Below are 19,397 nucleotides of genomic sequence, written 5' to 3' on the forward strand. Positions count from 1 at the left end.
CTGGCCGTACTGCCCATGACAAAACTAAATCAACAGCTTTGGGAGTGCTCCATGATCAAGTCCTTGCTTATCCGCTTCGCTCACCCACTGGCGGTCACCGCCATCGCCGCGACGGTCGCCACCAGCGCCCAGGCCGGCACCCTGTCCATCGGTCACACCACATGGGTTGGCTACGGCACCCTCTACCTCGCCCAGAACCTGGGCTACTTCAAGGAAAACGGTTTGACCGTCGAATTGCCCGTCGTCGAAGAGGCTTCGATGTACATGGCTGCGCAAGCTTCGGGAGAGTTATCGGGCTCGGCGTCGACCATCGACGAAGTGCTCAAGTACCGCCCGCAGTTCTGCTTCAAAGCGGTGGCCGCACTGGATGACAGCCATGGTGGCGACGGCGTGCTCGTGGGCAAGGACGTCAAGAGCCTGCAGGAGCTGAAGGGCAAAGCCGTGGCGGTGAACGAAGGTTCGACCTCGCAGTTCTGGTTGTCCTATTTGCTGAAAAAACACGGCATGAAAATGAGCGACATCACCGTGCAGAACATGACGGCTGACGACGCCGCCACCGCGTTCATCGCCGGACGTGTACCGGCCGCCGTGACCTGGGAACCGCATCTGTCGATGGTCCGCAGCAAGCAACAAGGCAAGGTGCTGATCGACAGCAGCAGCACGCCGGGAGTGATTGTCGACGTGGTTGCGCTCAACTGCACAGTCATCGAGAAGCAGCCGGAAGACGTCAAGGCGTTGGTGGCCGGTCTGTACAAAGCGGTCCAGTACACCAAGGATCATCCGCAAGAAGCCTACAAAATCATGGCCAAAGGTGTCGGCGGTTACCTGGCCGATCCAAAGGAACTGGCCGCTGCCGCGCAAGGCGTGCGCTTCTACGATCAGGCCATGAGCGAAAAACTCCTCGGTTCGCCGGGCAAACCGGGTGACAGCGAGCCGCTGATCAAACTGGCCAACGAGACCGCCAGTGAATTGCAGGGCAAACCCTACAACGTCAGCAATGACGACCTGATCGACAACCGTTTCGTCAGCCCACTCTAGGAGGTCCGCATGTTCAAGCGCAATTCATGGCTGAGCCGCTGCATCACGCCCAAGACCGGCCTGCCGGTTTCGGTGATTTGGAGCGCGAGCGGTCTGGCCTGGGTGTTGTTGATCGGCCTGTGGGCCGGGTTGTCTTACGGCGGCGTGGTGCCGGGCATGTTCCTGCCGACTCCGGGGGCGGTGGTCGAGGCCGCCGTGCGCCTGAGCCGCGACGGCACACTGGGCCAGCATGTGTGGGCCAGCCTCGAAGTGGTGATGGTCGGTTTCATCGTCTCGTCGCTGGTGGCGGTTCCGCTGGGGTTGCTGATGGGCAGCTTCCGCATCGTCCAGGCGTTCCTTGAGCCGATGGTGAATTTCATTCGCTACCTGCCGGTAACTTCGTTCGTACCGCTGTTCATTCTGTGGATCGGCATCGGTCTGGAACAGCGGGTGTCGGTGATCATCTTCGGGGTGTTTTTCCAGCAACTGGTGATGATCGCGGACGTGTCCAAAGGCATCTCCAAGGACCTGATCAACGCGTCTTATACCTTGGGCTCGAATCGCCGCGATGCGGTGCTGCATGTGATCGCCCCGGCGTCGTTGCCGGGTGTGCTCGACACCTTGCGCGTGACCATGGGCTGGGCCTGGACTTACCTGGTGGTCGCCGAGCTGGTCGCGGCTTCCAGTGGTCTGGGCTATCTGAGCCTCAAGGCCATGCGCGGCTTTCAAGTGGATGTGATCTTTCTGGCAATCGCGATCATCGGCCTGCTGGGCCTGGTCACCGATCAACTGTTCCGTTTCCTACGTCTGAGGATCGCCGCATGGGCTCAGTAAGCGCCGTCAACCCTCGTTTCGTCACGTCACAGGCCGCCCCGGTGCACGCCGCGCCACGGCTGCAAGTGGACAAGGTCAGCCTGCGTTATCAGAAGCCTGATGGCGGAATATTCACAGCGCTGGAGCAGGTGTCGTTCGAAGTGCCGGATCAACAATTCGCCGTGCTGGTCGGGCCTTCGGGTTGCGGCAAGTCGAGTCTGCTGTACCTCACGGCGGGTCTGAATGAGCCCACGGAAGGTGAAATCTACGTCGGCGGCCAGCACGTGCAGGGCCCGGGCGCGGACCGCGGTATGGTGTTCCAGAGCTATACACTGTTCCCGTGGCTGACCGTGCGCCAGAACGTCGAGTTCGGCCTCAAGCGTCGCGGCATGGCGGCCGCCCAGCGCAAGGACATCGTCGACTACTACGTCAACGAAGTGGGGCTGACCGGGTTCGCCGATAACTACGCCAAGCAGCTTTCCGGCGGCATGATGCAGCGCGTCGCCATTGCTCGGGCGCTGGCCAATGACCCGCAAATCCTGCTGATGGACGAGCCCTTTGGTGCACTCGACAGCCAGACGCGCCTGCAAATGCAGCAGCTGTTGTTGCGCGTCTGGGGCAACAGCAAGAAGACGGTGTTGTTCGTGACCCACGATATCGATGAGGCGATTCTGCTGGGTGACCGGGTCTACGTGATGGGGGCCAGGCCTGGGCGGATCAAGCAGATTCTGGACGTGCCGATCGAGCGCCCACGCACCCTGGACATGGTCATGGAGCGCTCGTTCATCGACATGAAGCGCAAGATCTTCGGGTTATTGCACGATGAGTTGGAGGAGGAGCATTGATTCAGCCCTAGGGCGCCGCAGGCAAGAGGAACCTCGCGATCACTGGCAAGTGATCGGAAATGCGCAAGGTATCGTCCTGCCTCACCATCGCCTCGACCCGTTTGATCCGCGGACTGTAGAACAGATAGTCGACCGTCCGGTCCGGGCCGTTCAAGCCCGGATCGTTCGGGTAATGAGTCAGCCACCGCGCCCGATCAATGCCGCTGGCTTCGTTGTTGGTCGGGATCATCGGGTATTTGTCCCATAGCACATGCAGCGCGCTGTCGGCGGAGTAGGGCGTGCGTTGCTCATCGGGCAGGCGTCGATATTGCCCCAGCGGCAACAGGTTGAAGTCCCCGCCGATCAACCACGGCGTGCCGCGGCTTTCGAACTTGTCGAGAACTTTGGCCACGGCCGTCACCTGGGCTTGCAGCGTTTCGTCGGGCTGGATGACGCGGTCCAGATGGGTGTTGAACACCGCTATCTGACCGCCGTCGCTCAACGGCAGATACGTGACCAGCAAGGCGTTTTTCGGTTTGAACTGGCGGGTGATGACGTTGGCCGGCGCGACCGGTAATTGCAGGCGTTCGGCGTGTTCAATCTGATAGCGGCTGAGGATAGCCAGTTGCCGGCCGACGCTGCCGAAGAGGTGCGGCTCAGGCACGAAATCGGCTTTCCAGTCGAAGGCTTGAGCGCTGCACGGAAAAAGGTCCGCGACCCGCTCCTGAAGCAGCTTGAACTGGTTTTGGTAATCGCTGGCCTTGGCGCCGTCATCCAGCTCCTGCAACAGCACGACGTCCGGTTGCTCGTCGCGGATCACCCGCGCCACTTCATCGAGGCTGAAGGCCATGTCATCGGGCGTGGGTTTTTCGTCATTGCCGGCCGCCAGGTCATTCCAGAATACGTAGCGTTTTCCCGCCAGGTACTGGACGTTCCAGGTCATCACCTTCAGCGCCTGACCGGGTACCAGCGTCGGTGCCTGGGCGTTGCAAACGACCGGTAACGCTTCCTTGGCTTCGGGGCGCCAAGTCAGGCTGTAGATCAGCGAGGCAATCAGGCCGGTTACAATCAACAGGCCCAACAGGGTGTAGCGCAGTAGACGGGTCATGGCTCGGCTTATAGCGTTACAAAAGTTGCCCCGAGCATAACCGACAGACGGGCTTAAGCCCACGGGTAGAGCGGTCAGAGCGGCCGGTCAATTTTCTCGGGCACATCGCTGATCAGCATGAACAAGCGGAACAGCACCACGCTGGTGAACAGTTGCAGGAAGCTGTGGGCACTGTCGATCAGCAGGGAAAACACCGGGTTCTGCGGCTCCGGGTAAACCGCCAGGGTCGCGCCCTTGAGCAGCCACAACGGGCCCATCACACACAAAATGCATACCAGAATGCGCAGGAAGTGGCCGCGGGTCAGGCGCAGGCTTTCCTTCATCGCCGCCAGCGGGGCCAGGCCGCGCAGCACCAGCAGGTACTCGGCAAACGCCAGGGTCACCATCAGCCAGATGCCCGGCAGGAAATACAGCGACAGGCCGAGCAGGATCAGCAGGGTATTGAGGGCGGTGAGCAGGGCGAAGCGCGGCCACAGGGTCGCGGACATCGCCAGCAGGTCGCGATTGCGCGGCGATTCGCCACGGCTGCGGGCATCGAGAAACAGGATCAGTGCGCCGGTGTACAGCGGGTAGACCAGCAAGCCGACGATCACGCTGATGCCGGGAAAACTGTCCGGCTCGGTGGAGTGGTCGACCACTTGTTGCAACAGCGCCTCAAAGATCACCAGCGGCAGACACAGCCGCACGATCTGGCCCAGATTGCGTTTGAAGAAATACAGAGAGTCACGCAGAACATCGAACGAATTCATCAGTCGGTATCGCAGGTTGGAAGCAGTGGCCCACTTTAACCGATGAAGCGCTTTGGGGCGCAAACGTAAACGTTCGGTAAAGACCATTGAAACATCCTGCATCAACCTCCATTAGAGGGTTGTCCCTTATTCACAGTGGATAGGGCAGATATTCCCGGCAATCTACGAGGTCGCCATGAACAGCGAAGAACAAACCCTGATCGATGGACTGTTTTCCCGGCTGCAACAGGCCGAAACGGACTCAGCCCCGCGCGACGCCCAGGCCGAGGCGCGGATCAAGGAACACCTGACTCGCCAGCCAGCGGCAGGCTATTTCATGACCCAGGCGATTCTGGTGCAAGAGGCTGCCATCAAGAGCCTCGACGAACAGAACAAGCAACTCGCCCAGCAAGTCCAGCAATTGCAGGCCGAACTGCAGCAGGCCAAAGCTCAGCCGGCTGCTCCGGCAACCAGCGGCGGCGGTTTTCTATCGAGCATATTCGGTGGCGGCTCCCGTGATTCGCAGCCTGCGCCAACCCCAAACCCACCCGCATCGAGCGGTGGCGGTTGGCGTGAACCGGCGCGGCCGTCGTTTAACTCGCAGCCGCCACAACAGAACTTCGGTGCAGCGCCTCCTCAGCAGAATTACGCCCAGCAACAGCCTGCCGGCAGCGGTTTCCTCGGTGGTGCGCTGAAAACCGCAGCCGGTGTGGCCGGTGGCGTGATGCTGGCGCAAGGCATCAGCAGCCTGTTCCACCACAATCAGCAGCCGGAAGTGGCTGAAGTCATCAAGGAAGAACCGGCTCAGGTCAATGATCAGAGCGGTGATAACGGCTGGGGCGATGATCAGCGTGTGGCTGACAACTCCAGTGATCAGGGCGGCTTTACCGACGCCAACTATAGCGATGACAGCTCATCGTTCTTCGGCGGCGACGACGATTCCTTCGTCTGATACGCCTGTGGCGAGGGAGCAAGCTCCCTCGCCACATGGCCGATTATTCGCGGAACAATCCTTCAGACTGGCATACTGGGCAACTTTTCGGGCCTGGTGCCTGATCTTGCCCGCGCTCCGGCGCGCCAATGAGGATGACCGGTGAAAAAAATCGCGGTGTTCGCCGATGTCCAAAACCTCTATTACACCGTGCGTCAGGCCTATGGTTGCCATTTCAACTATGCCGCGCTGTGGGCTGACATCAGCAAACAGGGCGAGATCGTCGAGGCCTATGCCTACGCAATCGATCGCGGCGACAGCAAACAACAGCAATTCCAGCAGATCCTGCGCAACCTCGGTTTCACCGTGAAGCTCAAACCCTTCATCCAGCGCAGCGATGGCTCGGCCAAGGGCGACTGGGACGTGGGCATCACCCTCGACATCATGGACGCCGCCGATCATGTCGACGAAGTGGTGCTGGCCTCCGGTGACGGTGATTTCGACATGCTGCTGGAGCGCATCATCACAAAGCACGGGGTGCAAGCAGTAGCCTACGGCGTGCCAGGCCTGACGGCCAACTCGCTGATCCGCGCCGCCAGCCGCTACGTGCCGATCGAAGGCGCGTTGCTGCTCAAGAATTGATTTTTACGGAGTTGAAACAGGTTTGGAACGCATAGCAGTCATCGACTTTGAAACCACCGGGATCTCCCCGAGCAGCAGCTGCCGGGCCACGGAAATTGCCGTGGTGATCCTTGAACAGGGGCGCATCGTCGAGCGTTACCAAAGCCTGATGAACGCCGGCGTGCGCGTCCCGGCCTTCATCGAGCAACTCACCGGCATCAATAATGCCATGCTGCGCAACGCGCCATCGGCCGAGCAGGTGATGAACGAAGTCAACGAATTCGTCGGCATCACACCGCTGCTGGCGCACAACGCCGCGTTTGACCAGAAGTTCTGGGACTTTGAACTCGGTCGCATCAAACGCACACGCTTGCAGAACTTTGCCTGCTCGCTGCTACTTGCCCGCCGTTTGATGCCCTCCGCGCCGAACCACAAACTCGGCACCCTCACCACGTTCGCCAAACTGCCCCACACCGGCCAGGCTCACCGGGCCATGGCCGATGCCGAGATGGCGGCCAACCTCACGGCGCACCTGGCCCAGGAACTGCGGCAGAAGCATGGGTTGCGCGAGTTGTCGCATGATCTGCTCGTCAGCCTGCAGAAAGTGCCGGCGGCGAAGATCAATGAGCATCTGAAGCGGCATCGCGGGTTTTAGGGTTCAACGGTGTTCGGGCGGGCCTCTTCGCGGGCAAGCCTCGCTCCTACGGGAATGCATCGTACTTGTAGGAGCGAGGCTTGCCCGCGAAGACGTCAGTCGCTTCACTACTTACCATTGCCTTCGATGTGCCCCAACGGCACGCGCTTCTCTATCGCGCTCGACAGCACGATAGAGGTCTTGCTGAACCCGAACTTGGCAATCCGGTTAATCAACTCTTCGAGCTCCGGCATCGATCCCACCGCAGCCTGCATGATCACGCACGGATCACCCGTCACCCGGTGGCATTCGGTCAGTTGTGGAATCTTGATCAGATCATCGTAGGCCTTCTGGTTGCCATGCTGGTTCAGGCGCAGTTCGATGACGCATTGGATCGGCAATCCAAGCTTGGCCATGTCGACTTTCGCCTGGTACCCGGTGATGACCCCGCAGGCTTCGAGTTTGGCCACGCGCTCGGCCACGGCCGGGGCGGAGAGGTTCACTTTGCGCGCCAGGTCGGCGTAGGACGCACGACCGTTTTCCAGCAGGGCGCTGAGGAGCATGCGGTCGTATTTATCCATCGTGGTTTTCCTGAAAAATGACTGACTTTCGAAAGCACGGTTTATAGCGGCAATCTCCGTGTTTTGAAAAGTGTACCGGCGCTATAAACAGGTTTTGTAACTTATTTTACGCCGCTGGCCTTTCTAGAATAGTTGTTCACTTGTCTTGCCTACGAGCTGCCCCATGCCTGGCCCACGTCGTTTTCCCTTACCGTTGATCGCCGCCTTTTTCGCGTTGTACGTGATCTGGGGCTCGACTTACCTGGTGATTCGCATCGGCGTGCAGTACTGGCCGCCGTTGATGCTCGGCGGGATTCGCTTTGTGATTGCCGGGACGCTGATGTACGCGTTCCTGCGCTGGCGTGGGGCACCGGCACCGACCTGGGCGCAGTGGAAAGCGGCGGGAATGATCGGCATTTTGCTGCTCAGTTTCGGCAACGGCGCGGTGAGCGTGGCTGAACACATGGGGGTGGCTTCCGGCGTCGCCGCATTGGCGGTGGCGACGGTGCCATTGTTTACGTTGCTCTGCGGATATTTCTGGGGCGCGCGTAATACCCGTCTCGAATGGGCCGGGATTGTGCTCGGGCTGATCGGCATTGCCATGCTCAACCTCGGTTCCAATCTGCAATCGAGCCCGCTGGGCGCCGCGCTGCTGGTGTTCGCAGCAGCGTCCTGGGCCTTCGGGTCGGTGTGGAGCAAACACTTGCCGTTGCCCCAGGGCGCGATGGCCAGTGCCGTGGAAATGCTGGTGGGCGGCGTGGCGTTGTTGATCGGCAGTGTGTTGAGTGGTGAACATCTGGAAAGCATGCCGCCGATTGAAGGCTGGGCAGCCTTGGCCTACCTGACGGTCTTCGGTTCGATCATCGCTTTCAACGCCTACATGTACCTGTTGAAAAACGTGCGTCCGGCGGCGGCCACCAGTTATGCCTACGTTAACCCTGCGGTGGCGGTGTTGCTGGGGATCGTGTTTGTTGGCGAGACCATTGGTATTGAAGAAGGGCTGGCGATGCTGGTGATCATCAGTGCCGTGGTGTTGATCGGGTTGCCGCAGTGGCGTCGAGCTCCCGTTCGACCTGCCGTAGCGGTGCCGACAGAATCCCGTGTGAATTAGGGTAAACTGCGCGCCATTGCATCTCGTTTTGCACACTTGTTTTGAAAAACCCGCGCTGAATTTCCCTACGGTAATCCCATGACTTTCGCCACCCTTGGCCTGATCGAACCCTTGCTGCGCTCTCTTGAGACGCTCGGCTACCAGACCCCGACGCCGGTTCAGGCGCAAGCCATTCCGGCGGTGCTGGCCGGTCGCGACCTGATGGCTGCGGCCCAGACCGGCACCGGCAAGACCGCCGGTTTCGCGCTGCCGCTGCTGCAGTTGCTGGCCATGGAAGGGCCGAAAGTTGCCTCCAACTCGGTGCGCGCTCTGATCCTGGTGCCGACCCGCGAACTGGCGGAACAGGTTCACGAAGCCGTGCGTCAGTACGCCGAGAACCTGCCATTGAGCACTTACGCGGTGTACGGCGGCGTCAGCATCAACCCGCAAATGATGAAGCTGCGCAAAGGTGTCGACGTGCTGGTGGCGACCCCGGGTCGTTTGCTCGACCTGTATCGTCAGAAGGCCCTCAAGTTCAATCAGCTGCAAACCCTGATTCTTGACGAAGCCGACCGCATGCTCGATCTGGGTTTTTCCGAGGAGTTGGGGAATATTTACCGCGTGCTGCCGAAGCAACGTCAGACGCTGTTGTTCTCCGCGACATTCTCCGACGCCATCCGTTTGCTGGCCGGGCAAATGCTCAACGATCCGCTGAGCATCGAAGTCAGCCCGCGCAACGTCGCCGCCAACACCGTCAAGCAATGGGTTGTGGTGGCGGACAAGAAGCGCAAGCCGGAGCTGTTCATCCATTTGTTACGCAAGGGCAAATGGAAGCAGGTGCTGGTGTTCGCCAAGACCCGCAATGGTGTGGACGCGCTGGTAGAAAAACTCCAGGGCCTGGGCATCAACGCCGACGGCATCCACGGTGACAAACCGCAGGCGACCCGTCAGCGTGCGCTGGACCGTTTCAAGGCCAGTGAAGTGCAGATTCTTGTGGCCACCGACGTCGCGGCGCGTGGTTTGGATATCGAAGATTTGCCATTGGTGGTCAACTTCGACCTGCCGATCGTGGCTGAGGACTACATCCACCGGATCGGTCGTACCGGTCGTGCGGGTGCCACCGGTGAGGCGATTTCCCTGGTGTGCGCGGATGAAGTGAATCTGCTGTCGGCCATCGAGACGTTGACCCGTCAGACATTGCCTCGCCAGATGGAGCATGACTTCGAGCCTGAGCACCGGGTGCCGGACACTGATTCCAGCGGCCAAGTGGTGAAGAAGCCGAAAAAACCGAAGAAGCCAAAGGCCTCCGGTGGCGGTAAGCGCAACCTGGGTAAATGGGTTGAAAGTGGGGACGCTTCTGCGGTGGAACCTTCGATCAAGCCTGTACGAAAAGTACCGGTGTTTAACACTGGGCCGCGTAAGAAGAAGCCTTGATTAGCGGCGGCGTCTATTAGGCCGCTTCGCGAGCAAGCCCGCTCCCACATGGGATCTGCTGTGAACACATTATTTGTGAACACTCGAGATCCAGTGTGGGAGCGGGCTTGCTCGCGAAGGGCGCGCCGCGGTCCTCAACCCTTACGCTTCAACCACTCCACCATCCCCAACCCCGCCGCCCGCCCACTGGCGAAACACCCGGTCAGCAAATAGCCGCCCGTTGGCGCTTCCCAATCCAGCATTTCCCCCGCGCAGAACACGCCAGGCAGTTGCTTGAGCATCAATCGTTCATCCATCGATTCGAACATCACGCCACCGGCGCTGCTGATGGCTTCATCTAGTGGACGGGTTTTCACCAACGTCAGTGGTAACGCCTTGATCGCGTTAGCCAGCAGCGCCGGATCAGCGAAGCATTCGGCCGGAGTGAGTTCGCGCAGCAACGCCGCTTTCACACCCTCGATCCCGAGCTGGCTGTGCAGATGTTTCGACATGGAACGAGACCCGCGCGGTTTGCTCAGCGCAGCCTGGACTTTATCCACAGGTCTGCCCGGCAACAGGTCGAGGTGAATGGTCGCTGAGCCGTGCTGATTGATGGCTTCGCGGATTGGCGCCGACAAGGCGTAGATCAAACTGCCTTCAATCCCGGTCGCGGTGATCACACATTCCCCAAGCCGTGGGACGTCGTCATTGAGGCCAATGGCGATGTTTTTCAGCGGTGCGCCGGCGAATTTGCTGACCATCAACTCGCTCCAGGCCTGCACCTCGAAGCCGCAATTACTTGGTTGCAGCGGCGCCAGTCCTACGCCGCGCAGTTCCAGTGGCAGCATCCAGGCGCCGTCCGAACCGAGGCGCGACCAGCTGCCGCCGCCGAGGGCCAGCAAGGTTGCGTCAGGTTTGACGGTTTTTTCGCCCTCGGGGCTGTCGATGCGCAATTCACCGCTGTCATTCCAGCCGAGCCAGCGGTGACGGGTGTGGATAACGACGCCGCTGTCACGCAGACGTTTGAGCCATGCACGCAATAAGGGGGCGGCCTTCATGTCTGTAGGAAAAACTCGGCCGGAGCTGCCGACAAAGGTTTCGATGCCCAGGTCATGAATCCATTGGCACAAGGCTTCGGCCCCGAAACCTCGTAGCAACGGCGCAATGTGCGGCGCACGTTCGGCGTAGCGCGAGAGAAATGCCGGGTAGGCTTCGGAATGGGTGATGTTCATGCCACCCACACCGGCCAGCAGGAATTTTCGCCCCACTGAAGGCATGCCGTCGTACAGATCAACGTTGATCCCGGCCTTGCTCAGTACTTCAGCCGCCATCAAACCGGCGGGGCCGCCGCCGATGATGGCAACGTGAGAAGACGAGGAGGGCGAGGGCTGGGTCATGGCTAAAGCTGCGGCGTGGCGGAATAAGCCGCGCATTCTACCAGCACGAATCATTGTGGGCGTTGTTGAAGAAGCTGATCAAAAAACAACCACCCCTGTGCAGGCTATAGGCAGCATGGCCTGTAGGGCCTTTCACTCAGGTTATCCACAGGCAGTTCCACAGGCATTGTGGGTAAAGACCCACACCTCAATGACAACCTGATGACTGCCAGACCCGCTGCGCGCTGTGATGGAGGATTCCATGACGGCGCGCCAACGCCTTGCGGTCCTTGCTGTAGCCGCCGCCGATCACTCCGACCACCGGAATATCGCGACCCAGGCAATGACGCATCACACTTTCATCGCGAGCGGCGACGCCTTCGTCCGTCAGCTTCAGGTAGCCAAGTGCGTCATCTTTATGCACATCGACGCCGGCGTCATACAGCACCAGGTCAGGTTGATAGAGCGGCAGTAAATAGTTGAGCGCATCGTCCACCACCTTCAGGTAATCGGCATCGCCCATCCCCATGGGCAGTGGAATGTCCCAGTCACTTTCGGCCTTGCGTGCAGGAAAATTCTTTTCGCAGTGCAGGGAAACGGTCACCGCGTCCGGGGTGTTGTGCAGAATCCGTGCAGTCCCGTCGCCCTGATGCACATCGCAGTCGAAGATTAGCACCCGATTCACTCGGCCGCTTTCCAGCAAGAAATGGCTGATCACTGCCAGGTCATTGAAGATGCAAAACCCGGCAGGATGGTCGTAGTGAGCGTGATGGGTGCCACCCGCCAAGTGACAGGCCAAACCATGTTCCAGCGCCTGCTCGGCGGCCAGAAGCGAGCCGCCAACTGCCCGCACCGTGCGCCGGGCCAGGGCTTCGCTCCACGGCAGGCCGAGGCGCCGCTGGTCTTCGCGGGACAACTCGCCACTCATGTAGCGTTCGATATACGCAGAGTCATGAGCGAGGGTGAGAATCTCTGGCGGGCAGAGGTCGGGGCGCAGCAGGTCGGCGTCCCGGGTCAGGCCACAGTCCACCAGGTGATCGCGCAGCAGGCGAAACTTGTCCATGGGGAAGCGGTGATCCGCCGGGAACTCGGGACTGTAGTCTTCGTGGTAGATCAGGGGCAGGGGCATGGCTGATTTATCCAGGAAGGCCTGTAGGAATGAATGAAGGATCCTACCAGCGATGTAGACTTGCGGCATGGAAACGGGGGGCACGATGGAGCCGATACTGGAACTCGAGAGCGCGCGACTGCTGTTACGGCAGTGGCGCGATGAGGATTTGCCGGAGTTTGCGGCGATGTGCGCCGATCCACAGGTGATGCGATATTTTCCGGCGCCCTTGAGTCGACTGGAAAGTGCTTCGCTGATCGGACGGATTCGTGGCCATTTTGCCGAGCATGGCTTCGGTCTCTGGGCGCTGGAGCGCAAGGATACCGGGGCATTTATCGGGTTTACCGGGCTCGGGGTGATCGGTTTCGACGCGCCTTTCACCCCGGCCACTGAAATCGGCTGGCGCCTGGCCCGCGAGCACTGGGGCCTTGGCTACGCCAGTGAAGCGGCGTGGACCGCTCTGCGCTGCGGGTTTGACCGGTTGCCTCTGAAAGAAGTCGTGTCCTTCACCAGCGAAACCAACATGCCGTCGCAGAAAGTCATGCAGGCGATCGGCATGCACCATGATTCAGCGGATGATTTCGAACACCCGAGGCTCGCGGTCGATCATCCCCTGCGTCACCATGTGCTCTACCGCATCACTCGTGAACAATGGCTGCAAACCTTGCATGGATAAGCCAGCACGGACGTTTACAATGGCTCCCATGGGCCTTGGCCAGAAATTGAATCGACCGTCGCAGCCAAGACTGCGCGGCATGCGTTGTGTGAGGAGAGTCTGAATGAGCCAAGTGTTGGATGATCTGGTTGACCTGTTGACCCTGGAACCGATCGAAGAAAACCTGTTCCGTGGCCGCAGCCAGGACCTGGGTTTTCGTCAGCTGTTCGGCGGTCAGGTGATCGGTCAGTCCCTGTCGGCGGCCAGTCAGACGGTCGAAGCAGCGCGCCATGTGCATTCGATGCACGGTTATTTCCTGCGTCCGGGCGATTCCGCGTTGCCCGTGGTTTATCAAGTTGATCGGGTACGCGACGGCGGCAGCTTCAGTACGCGTCGGGTGACAGCGATTCAGAAAGGCAACCCAATCTTCACCTGCAGCGCCTCCTTTCAGTACGACGAAGAAGGCTTCCAGCACCAGGCCGAGATGCCGATTGTGGTCGGCCCGGAAAACCTGCCGTCGGAATTGGAACTCACCCAGCAACGTGCGCACCTGATTCCCGAGCACATGCGCGAAAAATTTCTGTGCCCCAAACCGATCGAGTTCCGACCGATCACCGAGAAAGATCCCTACAACCCGCAACCGTCCGATCCGATCAAGTACGTTTGGTTTCGCGCCGACGGTGCCTTGGCCGATTCCCCGGCGTTGCATAAATACCTGCTGGCCTACGCCTCGGATTTCGGTCTGCTGACCACGTCAATGCAGCCTCACGGCAAGTCAGTCTGGCAGAAAGACATGCAGGTCGCCAGCCTCGATCATTCGCTGTGGTTTCACGCCGATCTGCGCGCCGATGACTGGCTGCTGTATGCGATGGACAGCCCGTGGGCCGGCAATTCCCGTGGCTTCTCCCGCGGCAGCGTGTTCAACCGCGCCGGGCAACTGGTGGCCTCGGTCACGCAGGAAGGCCTGATTCGCCACCGCAAGGATTGGGCATGAGCCTGGCCGAGGTGCGGCACTGGGTGTTCGACATGGACGGCACCCTGACGGTGGCCGTGCATGATTTCGCGGCAATTCGCGTGGCGCTGGCGATTCCGGCCGAAGACGACATCCTGACCCACCTCGCCGCGCTCCCGGCCGATGAAGCCGCGGCCAAACATGCATGGTTGCTGGAACACGAACGAGACCTGGCGCTGGGTTCGAAAGCGGCACCGGGCGCGGTAGCACTGGTGCGTGAACTGGCCGGGCGCGGTTATCGGCTAGGCATTCTCACCCGCAATGCTCGCGAACTGGCGCACGTCACACTGGAGGCGATCGGCCTGGCCGACTGCTTTGCGGTGGAGGATGTGCTGGGCCGTGATGAAGCACCGCCAAAACCCCATCCAGGTGGTTTGCTGAAGTTGGCCCAGGCCTGGAATGTACCGGCCAGTGAGATGGTGATGGTCGGTGATTACCGCTTTGATCTGGATTGCGGTCGGGCGGCGGGGACGCGGACGGTGTTGGTAAACCTGCCGGATAATCCCTGGCCAGAATTGACTGATTGGCACGCCGCCGATTGCGTGGCGTTGCGGCAGATGCTTTCGGCTTGAGGGCCCATTCGCGGGCAAGCCTTGCTCCTACAGGTCCTCGGTGTAAATGCAATCGCGTGCACACCACGATCCAGTAGGAGCAAGGCTTGCCCGCGATGGCGTCGGCTCAAACACCACAAAAACTCACTGCCCGAACAACGCTTTCTGCCCCTCCGGCGAGTTGAACATTCCATCCCCATCATGCCCGACCCCAGGCACTTCGATCAGCTGCTGATTCAATCCTTGAGGATGCAGCCGTTTCAGAGAAGCAAAATAATTGCGCCCGCGAACCAATCGATTGGCTCCCTGAGCTTGGGCCTCACAGCTTTTATCCAGCGCCGGATGCTTCGGGTCGATGTCCTGCTGCCCGAGTAGATAAACGATGTCGCGCTTGACGTAGTTTTCCTCCAACTGCGCAGGCGTTTGCCCTTCGGCATAGGCGGGTAAATTCGTCAGCCCGTACTTCCAGCGATTGAAATTCGGGCAACCGGCGTGGCTGAACGCCACCGGCCGTCGTTCATCGAAGTACGCATAAGAAGACGAGTTGGCAATGACGTAACGCACCTGTATGTCGGCCGCCTTGAGTGCTGGCTGATCGTGACCCAGCAATGCATATCGCTGCACCACCTGAGCGCCACCGGAGTGACCGGCAATGACGATTTGCTTCACGTCCGGAAACTGTCGGCGATCGCCGATTCGGGCGATGATTTCGTCGAGCGCCGCGTAGGAACTCAGGGAAAACGGAGCGGTGGATAAACCGCCAGCCATCCAGTCATTGCCCTGCCAGCGCAATACGCTGTCAGCCACTGGGTGAAGCGCGACGTCGGTTTCATTGAGAAATTGCGGGGCGATCACCAAAGTGGTCGCGCTTTGCCCGGCCTGTTCGGCCGCGTGCTCGGCGCTCTGGCGATAGGTTTGGGCATTGCGCAGTCGACCATGGATGATGATCAGCACGCGTTCGATTTTCGTCGGCGCCGGGCCGATGCCCACCGCTATTTCACCTGAAGTCAGCAGCAGGCGTCCGGGGCTGACCTCCTTGACCGCATGCTCGGCAGCCTGGGCACTTGCGCAGGTGATCAGTAGAGCCAGCAGCCACTTATTCATTTATAGGTTTTTCGCTGCAAAGGTATCGCACTGGCCGACCTGGCCTTGCGCGAATCCGGTTTTGAACCAGCGCACCCTTTGCGCCGACGTACCATGAGTAAACGAGTCCGGGACTACGCGCCCCTGACCTTGCTGCTGCAAGCGGTCATCGCCGATGGCGTTGGCGGCGTTCAAGGCTTCTTCGATGTCACCGGGTTCCAGCCAGTTCAGACGTTTCTGCGCATTGTTGGCCCAGACCCCGGCCAGGCAATCGGCTTGAAGTTCCTGGCGCACCAGCAAACCGCCGTCGCCTTCCATCTGCCGGCCCTGTTGGCGGGCGGTCTGAATCTTCGCCGAAACACCGAGCAAGGTCTGCACATGGTGTCCGACTTCGTGAGCGATGACGTAGGCCTGCGCGAAGTCACCCGCTGCGGAAAAGCGTTGGGACATTTCCTGGAAGAAACTCATGTCCAAGTAAACCTTCTGGTCCTCCGGGCAATAGAAAGGGCCGGTCGCCGATGTTGCCAGGCCACAGGCCGAATTGACGCGGCTACTGAACAGCACCAGGGTCGGTTCCTTATATTGGCGACCCGACTGCTGGAAAATCTGAGTCCAGGTGTCTTCAGTATCGCCGAGGATCGAGCGCACGAACTCGGCCCCTTGATCATTGGCCGGCGGGGCCTTTTGGGTTTGCGAGGTGGTCGGTGCCGATTGCTCGCTCGTCTGCCCGGTCAGTTGCCCGAGGATTTGCATCGGGTCCTGGCCGGTGATCCAGCCGATCCCGACGATCAATATAATCGCCATCAGGCTCAGGCCCTTGCCGCCACCGAAGCGCATCCCGCCACCACCACCGCCGACATCATCTCCACGGGCATCGACCACATTGTCACTGCGTCGGCCTTTTTTCCATAGCATGTGGGAATCCTCTGATTGTCCGTGGGGATGAGTGTTGCTGCTGAGTGGGAGCGGCGCCAGTCCGGTCGTCCATCTTTTATTGCGCACAGGCACCTTCCGGACAACCTGTGGTGGGTTGCCGGGAATACTCCAGACTCGTATTGAACACGGACAACCCATCTAATTCCTTCAGTTGATGGGTTTTTATCGGGCAGGCGACCGCCTGCGTCGGCGAGATTACTGGTCGAACGCATCCTTGAGCGACGCCAGGGTCCCGATCGTGCGCGACAGGTCCCAGTCGGGGGGCGGCTTCGAGGAGAGCCTCGATCATGGCCGGCTCGTAACGCTTGCCCAGTTCATGTTTCAGGTAAGTGCGCGGTGGCTCGACGTCTTCGACAATACCGGCGCGTCGCGCCAGCGCAAGAATGGCTACGCGGGATACGGTGCGGCCAACGTGGCGGTGCGCCTTGCGGCCATGGCCAAATCTCGCAGTGGTGCCGTACGTCAGGCAAAGTTGTAGGAAAATCGTAAACACGGATACAAACCGCCGCCACGCGGCTTCCTTCACTGTGCGGCGCGGCCCATAATCGCCAGCTGTGCAGTGATGGCCGTGAGCCCGCAATGACAATAATTTCAGAACTCTCCCCCGCGCCCGACGAACCCATGGCCGAGCCCCGCAAGAGTCGCAAGAACAACCCGGAAAAGACCCGCGAGAACATCCTTCAAGAAGCCATTGTCGAGTTCGTCCAGCAGGGGCTTTCCGGCGCACGCGTCGATGCGATCGCCGAGCGCATCCACACCTCAAAACGCATGATCTATTACTACTTCGGCAGTAAGGAACAGCTCTACGTCGAGGTGCTGGAGAAACTCTACGGCGATATCCGCAGCACCGAAAACCGTCTGCACCTGACCGAACTGGCGCCGGTGGAAGCGATTCGTCGGCTGGTTGAATTCACGTTCGACCACCATGATCGCAACGTCGACTTTGTGCGGATTGTCAGCATCGAGAACATTCACAACGCTGAATACGTGAAGCGTTCCGAGGCGATCAAGGCGATGAACAACACCATTCTCGATTCACTGGGCGAGATTTTATGCCGCGGTGTTGAGGAAGGCGTGTTTCGCGCGGGGCTTGAGCCGCTGGATGTGCACCTGCTGATCAGCTCGTTCTGCTTCTATCGCGTGTCGAACCGCCATACTTTCGGTGAGATTTTTCAGGTCGACTTGCCTGACGAAAGCATCAAGCAGCGTCATCGCGAGATGATCTGCGAGTCGGTTTTGCGGTACCTGCAGGCCTGATGTGGGGTGAGGGGATTAACCCCTCGCCACATCCGTTCAGCCATTCATGCTCTAAAAATGTTCCAACATCCGCTGCGCATCCGGCACCACGCCGCTGAACAATTCAAACGCCTTCACCGCCTGAAACGCCGCCATGTTGCCGCCATCCAGCGTTCGGCAACCCAACGCGCGGGCATTGCGCAGCAGTTCGGTTTCAAGTGGAAGGTAAACGATCTCCGGTACCCACAACTCACCTCGAAGCAGCTCCACCGGAACTGGCATGCCCGGCAGTTTCTTCAGGGATTTCGCCACTGTAGATGAAATCGCCGAAGCGGTGCTTTACTTGATCCGCGCCGACTTCATCACCGGCTAGTGGTCGATCTTTTTTAATCACCGGACAGGAGAAACGTCATGCCTTTCGTCAGCGTACGTATTACCCGTGACGGCGTGACCCGGGAGCAGAAAGCCCAGGTCATCGCCGAAATCACCGACACCTTGCAGCGAGTCCTCGGCAAGCGTCCAGACCTGACCCACATCGTGATCGAGGAGGTCGATACGGATAATTGGGGTTATGCCGGAATGACCACGACCGAGTATCGAAAAAATCAGCCTGGGTGATTGTGTGGCTAGCCAGGAAAGCCGTCTTCGTGACGGCTTTTTTGTGTGCGCGGTGAAAGAATTACTTACTTTTTTCCGCTGTAACCGGCAGGTCCGGAGCGATCTTGAACGCTAGGCTTAGAAATCGAGCGATCGGCGCCAGTGGTCGGAATCTCCAAGGAATGTCGAGTCTCAGGACTCATTAACCTAACGGATGGGTTGGCATGAAAGTATGCAGCTACAAAGGGTTTTGGAGGGTGGTCATGTTGCGCGGCGAGCATTGTCCGCCTCACGTCCATGTAGACGCAGGTACATGGAGTGCGCGCTTCAAGTTCAGTTTCTGGCACAGCGGCGTTGAGCTCTGGGATGTCGTCCCGCTCTCGCGTCGACCACCTCTGGCGGTGCTGGAAGGTTTGCGTCAGACACTCAGGCAATCTACGCATTTGCGACGAGCCCGTGGCATTTGGTAGTGCAAATTGAAAACGGCCTGCCTCGATAATCAGTTATGGGACTGGCAGGCCAACGAAGTGGTGGTTTTGAAGAGGATCGCCAGCACGACTTACGTAATCGGTTCTGCTTACTACGAACCAGAAGGCAACAAGACCCTGCTGACCCTGATGGGGGCACCGGAGGGCGTGGAGATCGAACTATGAAATCGATTAAGGCAAAAATACAAGTGGATTGGCCGGTGACCGAAAGAGTACTGGACGAGGCGATCGAGCAGGGTGAACAGCGCCGCAACAGTGGTCTCAATGCGACGGCCGTGAGTTTTTTGCAACCGTGTCTGGCGGTCAGCTTCCAGGATGGCAGCGGTGTATTGCTGCCAGTGAAAAACTATCCCGAATTCGATGGTTTCGAGACCAAGGATTACGCCAATCTGAAAATCGGTCATGCGGGGTCCGCCCTCTGCCATGACGATAAGGATTTGCACATTTCAATCGCCGGAATGATTTCGGCGAGTAAGCCGCTGATGGACATGGCTGCGTCAGTGATCGCCTCGCGCAATGGTCGCCAGAGCAGCGCTGCCAAATCTGCGGCCGCGCGGGCCAACGGCCGGAAGGGAGGGCGTCCGCGCAAAGTTGATATCGCCCTTTGAACACCCAC

21 protein-coding genes and 3 pseudogenes are annotated in these 19,397 nt (G+C 59.7%); 16 read left to right on the top strand and 8 right to left on the bottom strand.

Annotated elements, in window-relative coordinates:
* Positions 1–51: 51 nt before the first annotated feature.
* The 3 genes from ACYZT0_RS00005 to ACYZT0_RS00015 are packed head-to-tail and all read left to right on the top strand — an operon-like array spanning position 52 to position 2,675.
* Positions 52–1,038: an ABC transporter substrate-binding protein gene (locus ACYZT0_RS00005; protein WP_462044116.1), complete on the top strand. Its 987-nt coding sequence runs from the start codon at positions 52–54 to the stop codon at positions 1,036–1,038.
* 9 nt (positions 1,039–1,047) lie between these two features.
* Positions 1,048–1,851, top strand: a complete 804-nt coding sequence (locus tag ACYZT0_RS00010; protein ID WP_462044117.1) for an ABC transporter permease — start codon at positions 1,048–1,050, stop codon at positions 1,849–1,851.
* Complete coding sequence (locus ACYZT0_RS00015) at positions 1,839–2,675, top strand: ABC transporter ATP-binding protein (protein WP_462044118.1); 837 nt, start codon at positions 1,839–1,841, stop codon at positions 2,673–2,675. Before ACYZT0_RS00010 ends, ACYZT0_RS00015 begins: the two co-directional genes overlap by 13 nt.
* A gap of 7 nt (positions 2,676–2,682) precedes the next feature.
* On the opposite strand, the gene ACYZT0_RS00020 is transcribed toward ACYZT0_RS00015, so the two are convergent.
* Together ACYZT0_RS00020 and ACYZT0_RS00025 are read right to left on the bottom strand one after the other, a co-directional pair.
* The gene (locus ACYZT0_RS00020; RefSeq protein ID WP_462044119.1) at positions 2,683–3,762 is read right to left on the bottom strand and encodes an endonuclease/exonuclease/phosphatase family protein; all 1,080 of its coding nucleotides are present in this window, start codon (positions 3,760–3,762) and stop codon (positions 2,683–2,685) included.
* A 74-nt stretch (positions 3,763–3,836) separates the two neighbouring features.
* Positions 3,837–4,511, bottom strand: a complete 675-nt coding sequence (locus ACYZT0_RS00025; protein WP_462044120.1) for a YciC family protein — start codon at positions 4,509–4,511, stop codon at positions 3,837–3,839.
* A 175-nt stretch (positions 4,512–4,686) separates the two neighbouring features.
* On the opposite strand from ACYZT0_RS00025, the gene ACYZT0_RS00030 reads away from it, so the two are divergent.
* The 3 genes from ACYZT0_RS00030 to ACYZT0_RS00040 all read left to right on the top strand — a co-directional run bounded on the left by ACYZT0_RS00030 (position 4,687) and on the right by ACYZT0_RS00040 (position 6,697).
* Entirely contained in the window at positions 4,687–5,442 is a 756-nt protein-coding gene (locus tag ACYZT0_RS00030; protein ID WP_462044121.1) for a DUF2076 domain-containing protein, read from the top strand.
* A gap of 141 nt (positions 5,443–5,583) precedes the next feature.
* Positions 5,584–6,063 (top strand): NYN domain-containing protein, encoded by a 480-nt coding sequence (locus ACYZT0_RS00035; protein ID WP_462044122.1) that lies wholly within the window; start codon positions 5,584–5,586, stop codon positions 6,061–6,063.
* Between the two features lie 22 nt (positions 6,064–6,085).
* Positions 6,086–6,697, top strand: a complete 612-nt coding sequence (locus tag ACYZT0_RS00040) for a 3'-5' exonuclease (RefSeq protein WP_462044123.1) — start codon at positions 6,086–6,088, stop codon at positions 6,695–6,697.
* Between the two features lie 107 nt (positions 6,698–6,804).
* Here ACYZT0_RS00040 and ACYZT0_RS00045 read toward each other — a convergent pair whose 3' ends face one another.
* The gene (locus ACYZT0_RS00045) at positions 6,805–7,257 is read right to left on the bottom strand and encodes an Lrp/AsnC family transcriptional regulator (RefSeq protein ID WP_462044124.1); all 453 of its coding nucleotides are present in this window, start codon (positions 7,255–7,257) and stop codon (positions 6,805–6,807) included.
* A 163-nt stretch (positions 7,258–7,420) separates the two neighbouring features.
* Here ACYZT0_RS00045 and yedA point away from each other — a divergent pair, with 163 nt between their 5' ends.
* Together yedA and ACYZT0_RS00055 are read left to right on the top strand one after the other, a co-directional pair.
* Positions 7,421–8,347: a drug/metabolite exporter YedA gene (yedA, locus tag ACYZT0_RS00050; RefSeq protein ID WP_462044125.1), complete on the top strand. Its 927-nt coding sequence runs from the start codon at positions 7,421–7,423 to the stop codon at positions 8,345–8,347.
* A 78-nt stretch (positions 8,348–8,425) separates the two neighbouring features.
* Entirely contained in the window at positions 8,426–9,760 is a 1,335-nt protein-coding gene (locus ACYZT0_RS00055; RefSeq protein WP_462044126.1) for a DEAD/DEAH box helicase, read from the top strand.
* A gap of 134 nt (positions 9,761–9,894) precedes the next feature.
* Here ACYZT0_RS00055 and ACYZT0_RS00060 read toward each other — a convergent pair whose 3' ends face one another.
* Both ACYZT0_RS00060 and ACYZT0_RS00065 read right to left on the bottom strand, forming a co-directional pair.
* On the bottom strand, positions 9,895–11,136 hold the full coding sequence (locus ACYZT0_RS00060) for a TIGR03862 family flavoprotein (protein WP_462044127.1): 1,242 nt from the start codon (positions 11,134–11,136) through the stop codon (positions 9,895–9,897).
* Between the two features lie 187 nt (positions 11,137–11,323).
* Positions 11,324–12,244, bottom strand: coding sequence for a histone deacetylase family protein (locus ACYZT0_RS00065; protein ID WP_462044128.1), 921 nt, complete (start codon positions 12,242–12,244; stop codon positions 11,324–11,326).
* 85 nt (positions 12,245–12,329) lie between these two features.
* Between ACYZT0_RS00065 and ACYZT0_RS00070 the strand changes: the two genes are divergently transcribed.
* The 3 genes from ACYZT0_RS00070 (at position 12,330) to ACYZT0_RS00080 (ending at position 14,462) form a co-directional block, all read left to right on the top strand.
* Positions 12,330–12,899 carry a GNAT family N-acetyltransferase gene (locus tag ACYZT0_RS00070; RefSeq protein ID WP_462044129.1) on the top strand — a complete coding sequence of 190 codons (570 nt, stop codon included), beginning with the start codon at positions 12,330–12,332 and terminating at the stop codon, positions 12,897–12,899.
* A gap of 103 nt (positions 12,900–13,002) precedes the next feature.
* Positions 13,003–13,872: an acyl-CoA thioesterase II gene (gene tesB / locus ACYZT0_RS00075; protein WP_462044130.1), complete on the top strand. Its 870-nt coding sequence runs from the start codon at positions 13,003–13,005 to the stop codon at positions 13,870–13,872.
* Complete coding sequence (locus ACYZT0_RS00080; protein ID WP_462044131.1) at positions 13,869–14,462, top strand: HAD family hydrolase; 594 nt, start codon at positions 13,869–13,871, stop codon at positions 14,460–14,462. Before tesB ends, ACYZT0_RS00080 begins: the two co-directional genes overlap by 4 nt.
* A 123-nt stretch (positions 14,463–14,585) precedes the next feature.
* Here the strand turns inward: ACYZT0_RS00080 and ACYZT0_RS00085 are convergent, their stop codons facing one another.
* Both ACYZT0_RS00085 and ypfJ read right to left on the bottom strand, forming a co-directional pair.
* Entirely contained in the window at positions 14,586–15,545 is a 960-nt protein-coding gene (locus tag ACYZT0_RS00085; RefSeq protein WP_462044132.1) for an alpha/beta hydrolase, read from the bottom strand.
* Positions 15,546–16,439 (bottom strand): KPN_02809 family neutral zinc metallopeptidase, encoded by an 894-nt coding sequence (ypfJ, locus tag ACYZT0_RS00090; RefSeq protein ID WP_462044133.1) that lies wholly within the window; start codon positions 16,437–16,439, stop codon positions 15,546–15,548. It abuts the gene before it with no gap.
* Positions 16,440–16,833: 394 nt separating this feature from the next.
* Here ypfJ and ACYZT0_RS00095 point away from each other — a divergent pair.
* Both ACYZT0_RS00095 and ACYZT0_RS00100 read left to right on the top strand, forming a co-directional pair.
* Positions 16,834–16,938, top strand: a pseudogene (locus tag ACYZT0_RS00095) (hypothetical protein); the annotation flags it as partial.
* A 101-nt stretch (positions 16,939–17,039) separates the two neighbouring features.
* Positions 17,040–17,717 (top strand): TetR/AcrR family transcriptional regulator, encoded by a 678-nt coding sequence (locus tag ACYZT0_RS00100; RefSeq protein ID WP_462044134.1) that lies wholly within the window; start codon positions 17,040–17,042, stop codon positions 17,715–17,717.
* Between the two features lie 51 nt (positions 17,718–17,768).
* Here the strand turns inward: ACYZT0_RS00100 and ACYZT0_RS00105 are convergent.
* A pseudogene (locus ACYZT0_RS00105) lies at positions 17,769–17,993 on the bottom strand (shikimate dehydrogenase); the annotation flags it as partial.
* A 114-nt stretch (positions 17,994–18,107) separates the two neighbouring features.
* On the opposite strand from ACYZT0_RS00105, the gene ACYZT0_RS00110 reads away from it, so the two are divergent.
* From ACYZT0_RS00110 to ACYZT0_RS00120, 3 genes and pseudogenes are all read left to right on the top strand, one after another.
* Entirely contained in the window at positions 18,108–18,314 is a 207-nt protein-coding gene (locus ACYZT0_RS00110; protein ID WP_271407487.1) for a tautomerase family protein, read from the top strand.
* A gap of 203 nt (positions 18,315–18,517) precedes the next feature.
* Positions 18,518–18,946: pseudogene (locus ACYZT0_RS00115) on the top strand (DUF4160 domain-containing protein).
* Positions 18,943–19,389: a DUF2442 domain-containing protein gene (locus ACYZT0_RS00120; RefSeq protein WP_462044135.1), complete on the top strand. Its 447-nt coding sequence runs from the start codon at positions 18,943–18,945 to the stop codon at positions 19,387–19,389. Before ACYZT0_RS00115 ends, ACYZT0_RS00120 begins: the two are co-directional and overlap by 4 nt.
* The last annotated feature ends 8 nt before the right edge of the window (positions 19,390–19,397 follow it).

The organism is Pseudomonas sp. ZS1P83 (assembly GCF_054897825.1).

Coding starts and splice junctions, on each gene's coding strand:
- tesB (WP_462044130.1), top strand. CDS start 13,003: ATGAGCCAAGTGTTGGATGATCTGGTTGACCTGTTGACCCTGGAACCG.
- ACYZT0_RS00045 (WP_462044124.1), bottom strand. CDS start 7,257: ATGGATAAATACGACCGCATGCTCCTCAGCGCCCTGCTGGAAAACGGT.
- ACYZT0_RS00120 (WP_462044135.1), top strand. CDS start 18,943: ATGAAATCGATTAAGGCAAAAATACAAGTGGATTGGCCGGTGACCGAA.
- ACYZT0_RS00015 (WP_462044118.1), top strand. CDS start 1,839: ATGGGCTCAGTAAGCGCCGTCAACCCTCGTTTCGTCACGTCACAGGCC.
- yedA (WP_462044125.1), top strand. CDS start 7,421: ATGCCTGGCCCACGTCGTTTTCCCTTACCGTTGATCGCCGCCTTTTTC.
- ACYZT0_RS00030 (WP_462044121.1), top strand. CDS start 4,687: ATGAACAGCGAAGAACAAACCCTGATCGATGGACTGTTTTCCCGGCTG.
- ACYZT0_RS00005 (WP_462044116.1), top strand. CDS start 52: ATGATCAAGTCCTTGCTTATCCGCTTCGCTCACCCACTGGCGGTCACC.
- ACYZT0_RS00025 (WP_462044120.1), bottom strand. CDS start 4,511: ATGAATTCGTTCGATGTTCTGCGTGACTCTCTGTATTTCTTCAAACGC.
- ACYZT0_RS00010 (WP_462044117.1), top strand. CDS start 1,048: ATGTTCAAGCGCAATTCATGGCTGAGCCGCTGCATCACGCCCAAGACC.
- ACYZT0_RS00100 (WP_462044134.1), top strand. CDS start 17,040: ATGACAATAATTTCAGAACTCTCCCCCGCGCCCGACGAACCCATGGCC.
- ACYZT0_RS00020 (WP_462044119.1), bottom strand. CDS start 3,762: ATGACCCGTCTACTGCGCTACACCCTGTTGGGCCTGTTGATTGTAACC.
- ACYZT0_RS00065 (WP_462044128.1), bottom strand. CDS start 12,244: ATGCCCCTGCCCCTGATCTACCACGAAGACTACAGTCCCGAGTTCCCG.
- ACYZT0_RS00070 (WP_462044129.1), top strand. CDS start 12,330: ATGGAGCCGATACTGGAACTCGAGAGCGCGCGACTGCTGTTACGGCAG.
- ACYZT0_RS00055 (WP_462044126.1), top strand. CDS start 8,426: ATGACTTTCGCCACCCTTGGCCTGATCGAACCCTTGCTGCGCTCTCTT.
- ACYZT0_RS00060 (WP_462044127.1), bottom strand. CDS start 11,136: ATGACCCAGCCCTCGCCCTCCTCGTCTTCTCACGTTGCCATCATCGGC.
- ypfJ (WP_462044133.1), bottom strand. CDS start 16,439: ATGCTATGGAAAAAAGGCCGACGCAGTGACAATGTGGTCGATGCCCGT.
- ACYZT0_RS00085 (WP_462044132.1), bottom strand. CDS start 15,545: ATGAATAAGTGGCTGCTGGCTCTACTGATCACCTGCGCAAGTGCCCAG.
- ACYZT0_RS00110 (WP_271407487.1), top strand. CDS start 18,108: ATGCCTTTCGTCAGCGTACGTATTACCCGTGACGGCGTGACCCGGGAG.
- ACYZT0_RS00080 (WP_462044131.1), top strand. CDS start 13,869: ATGAGCCTGGCCGAGGTGCGGCACTGGGTGTTCGACATGGACGGCACC.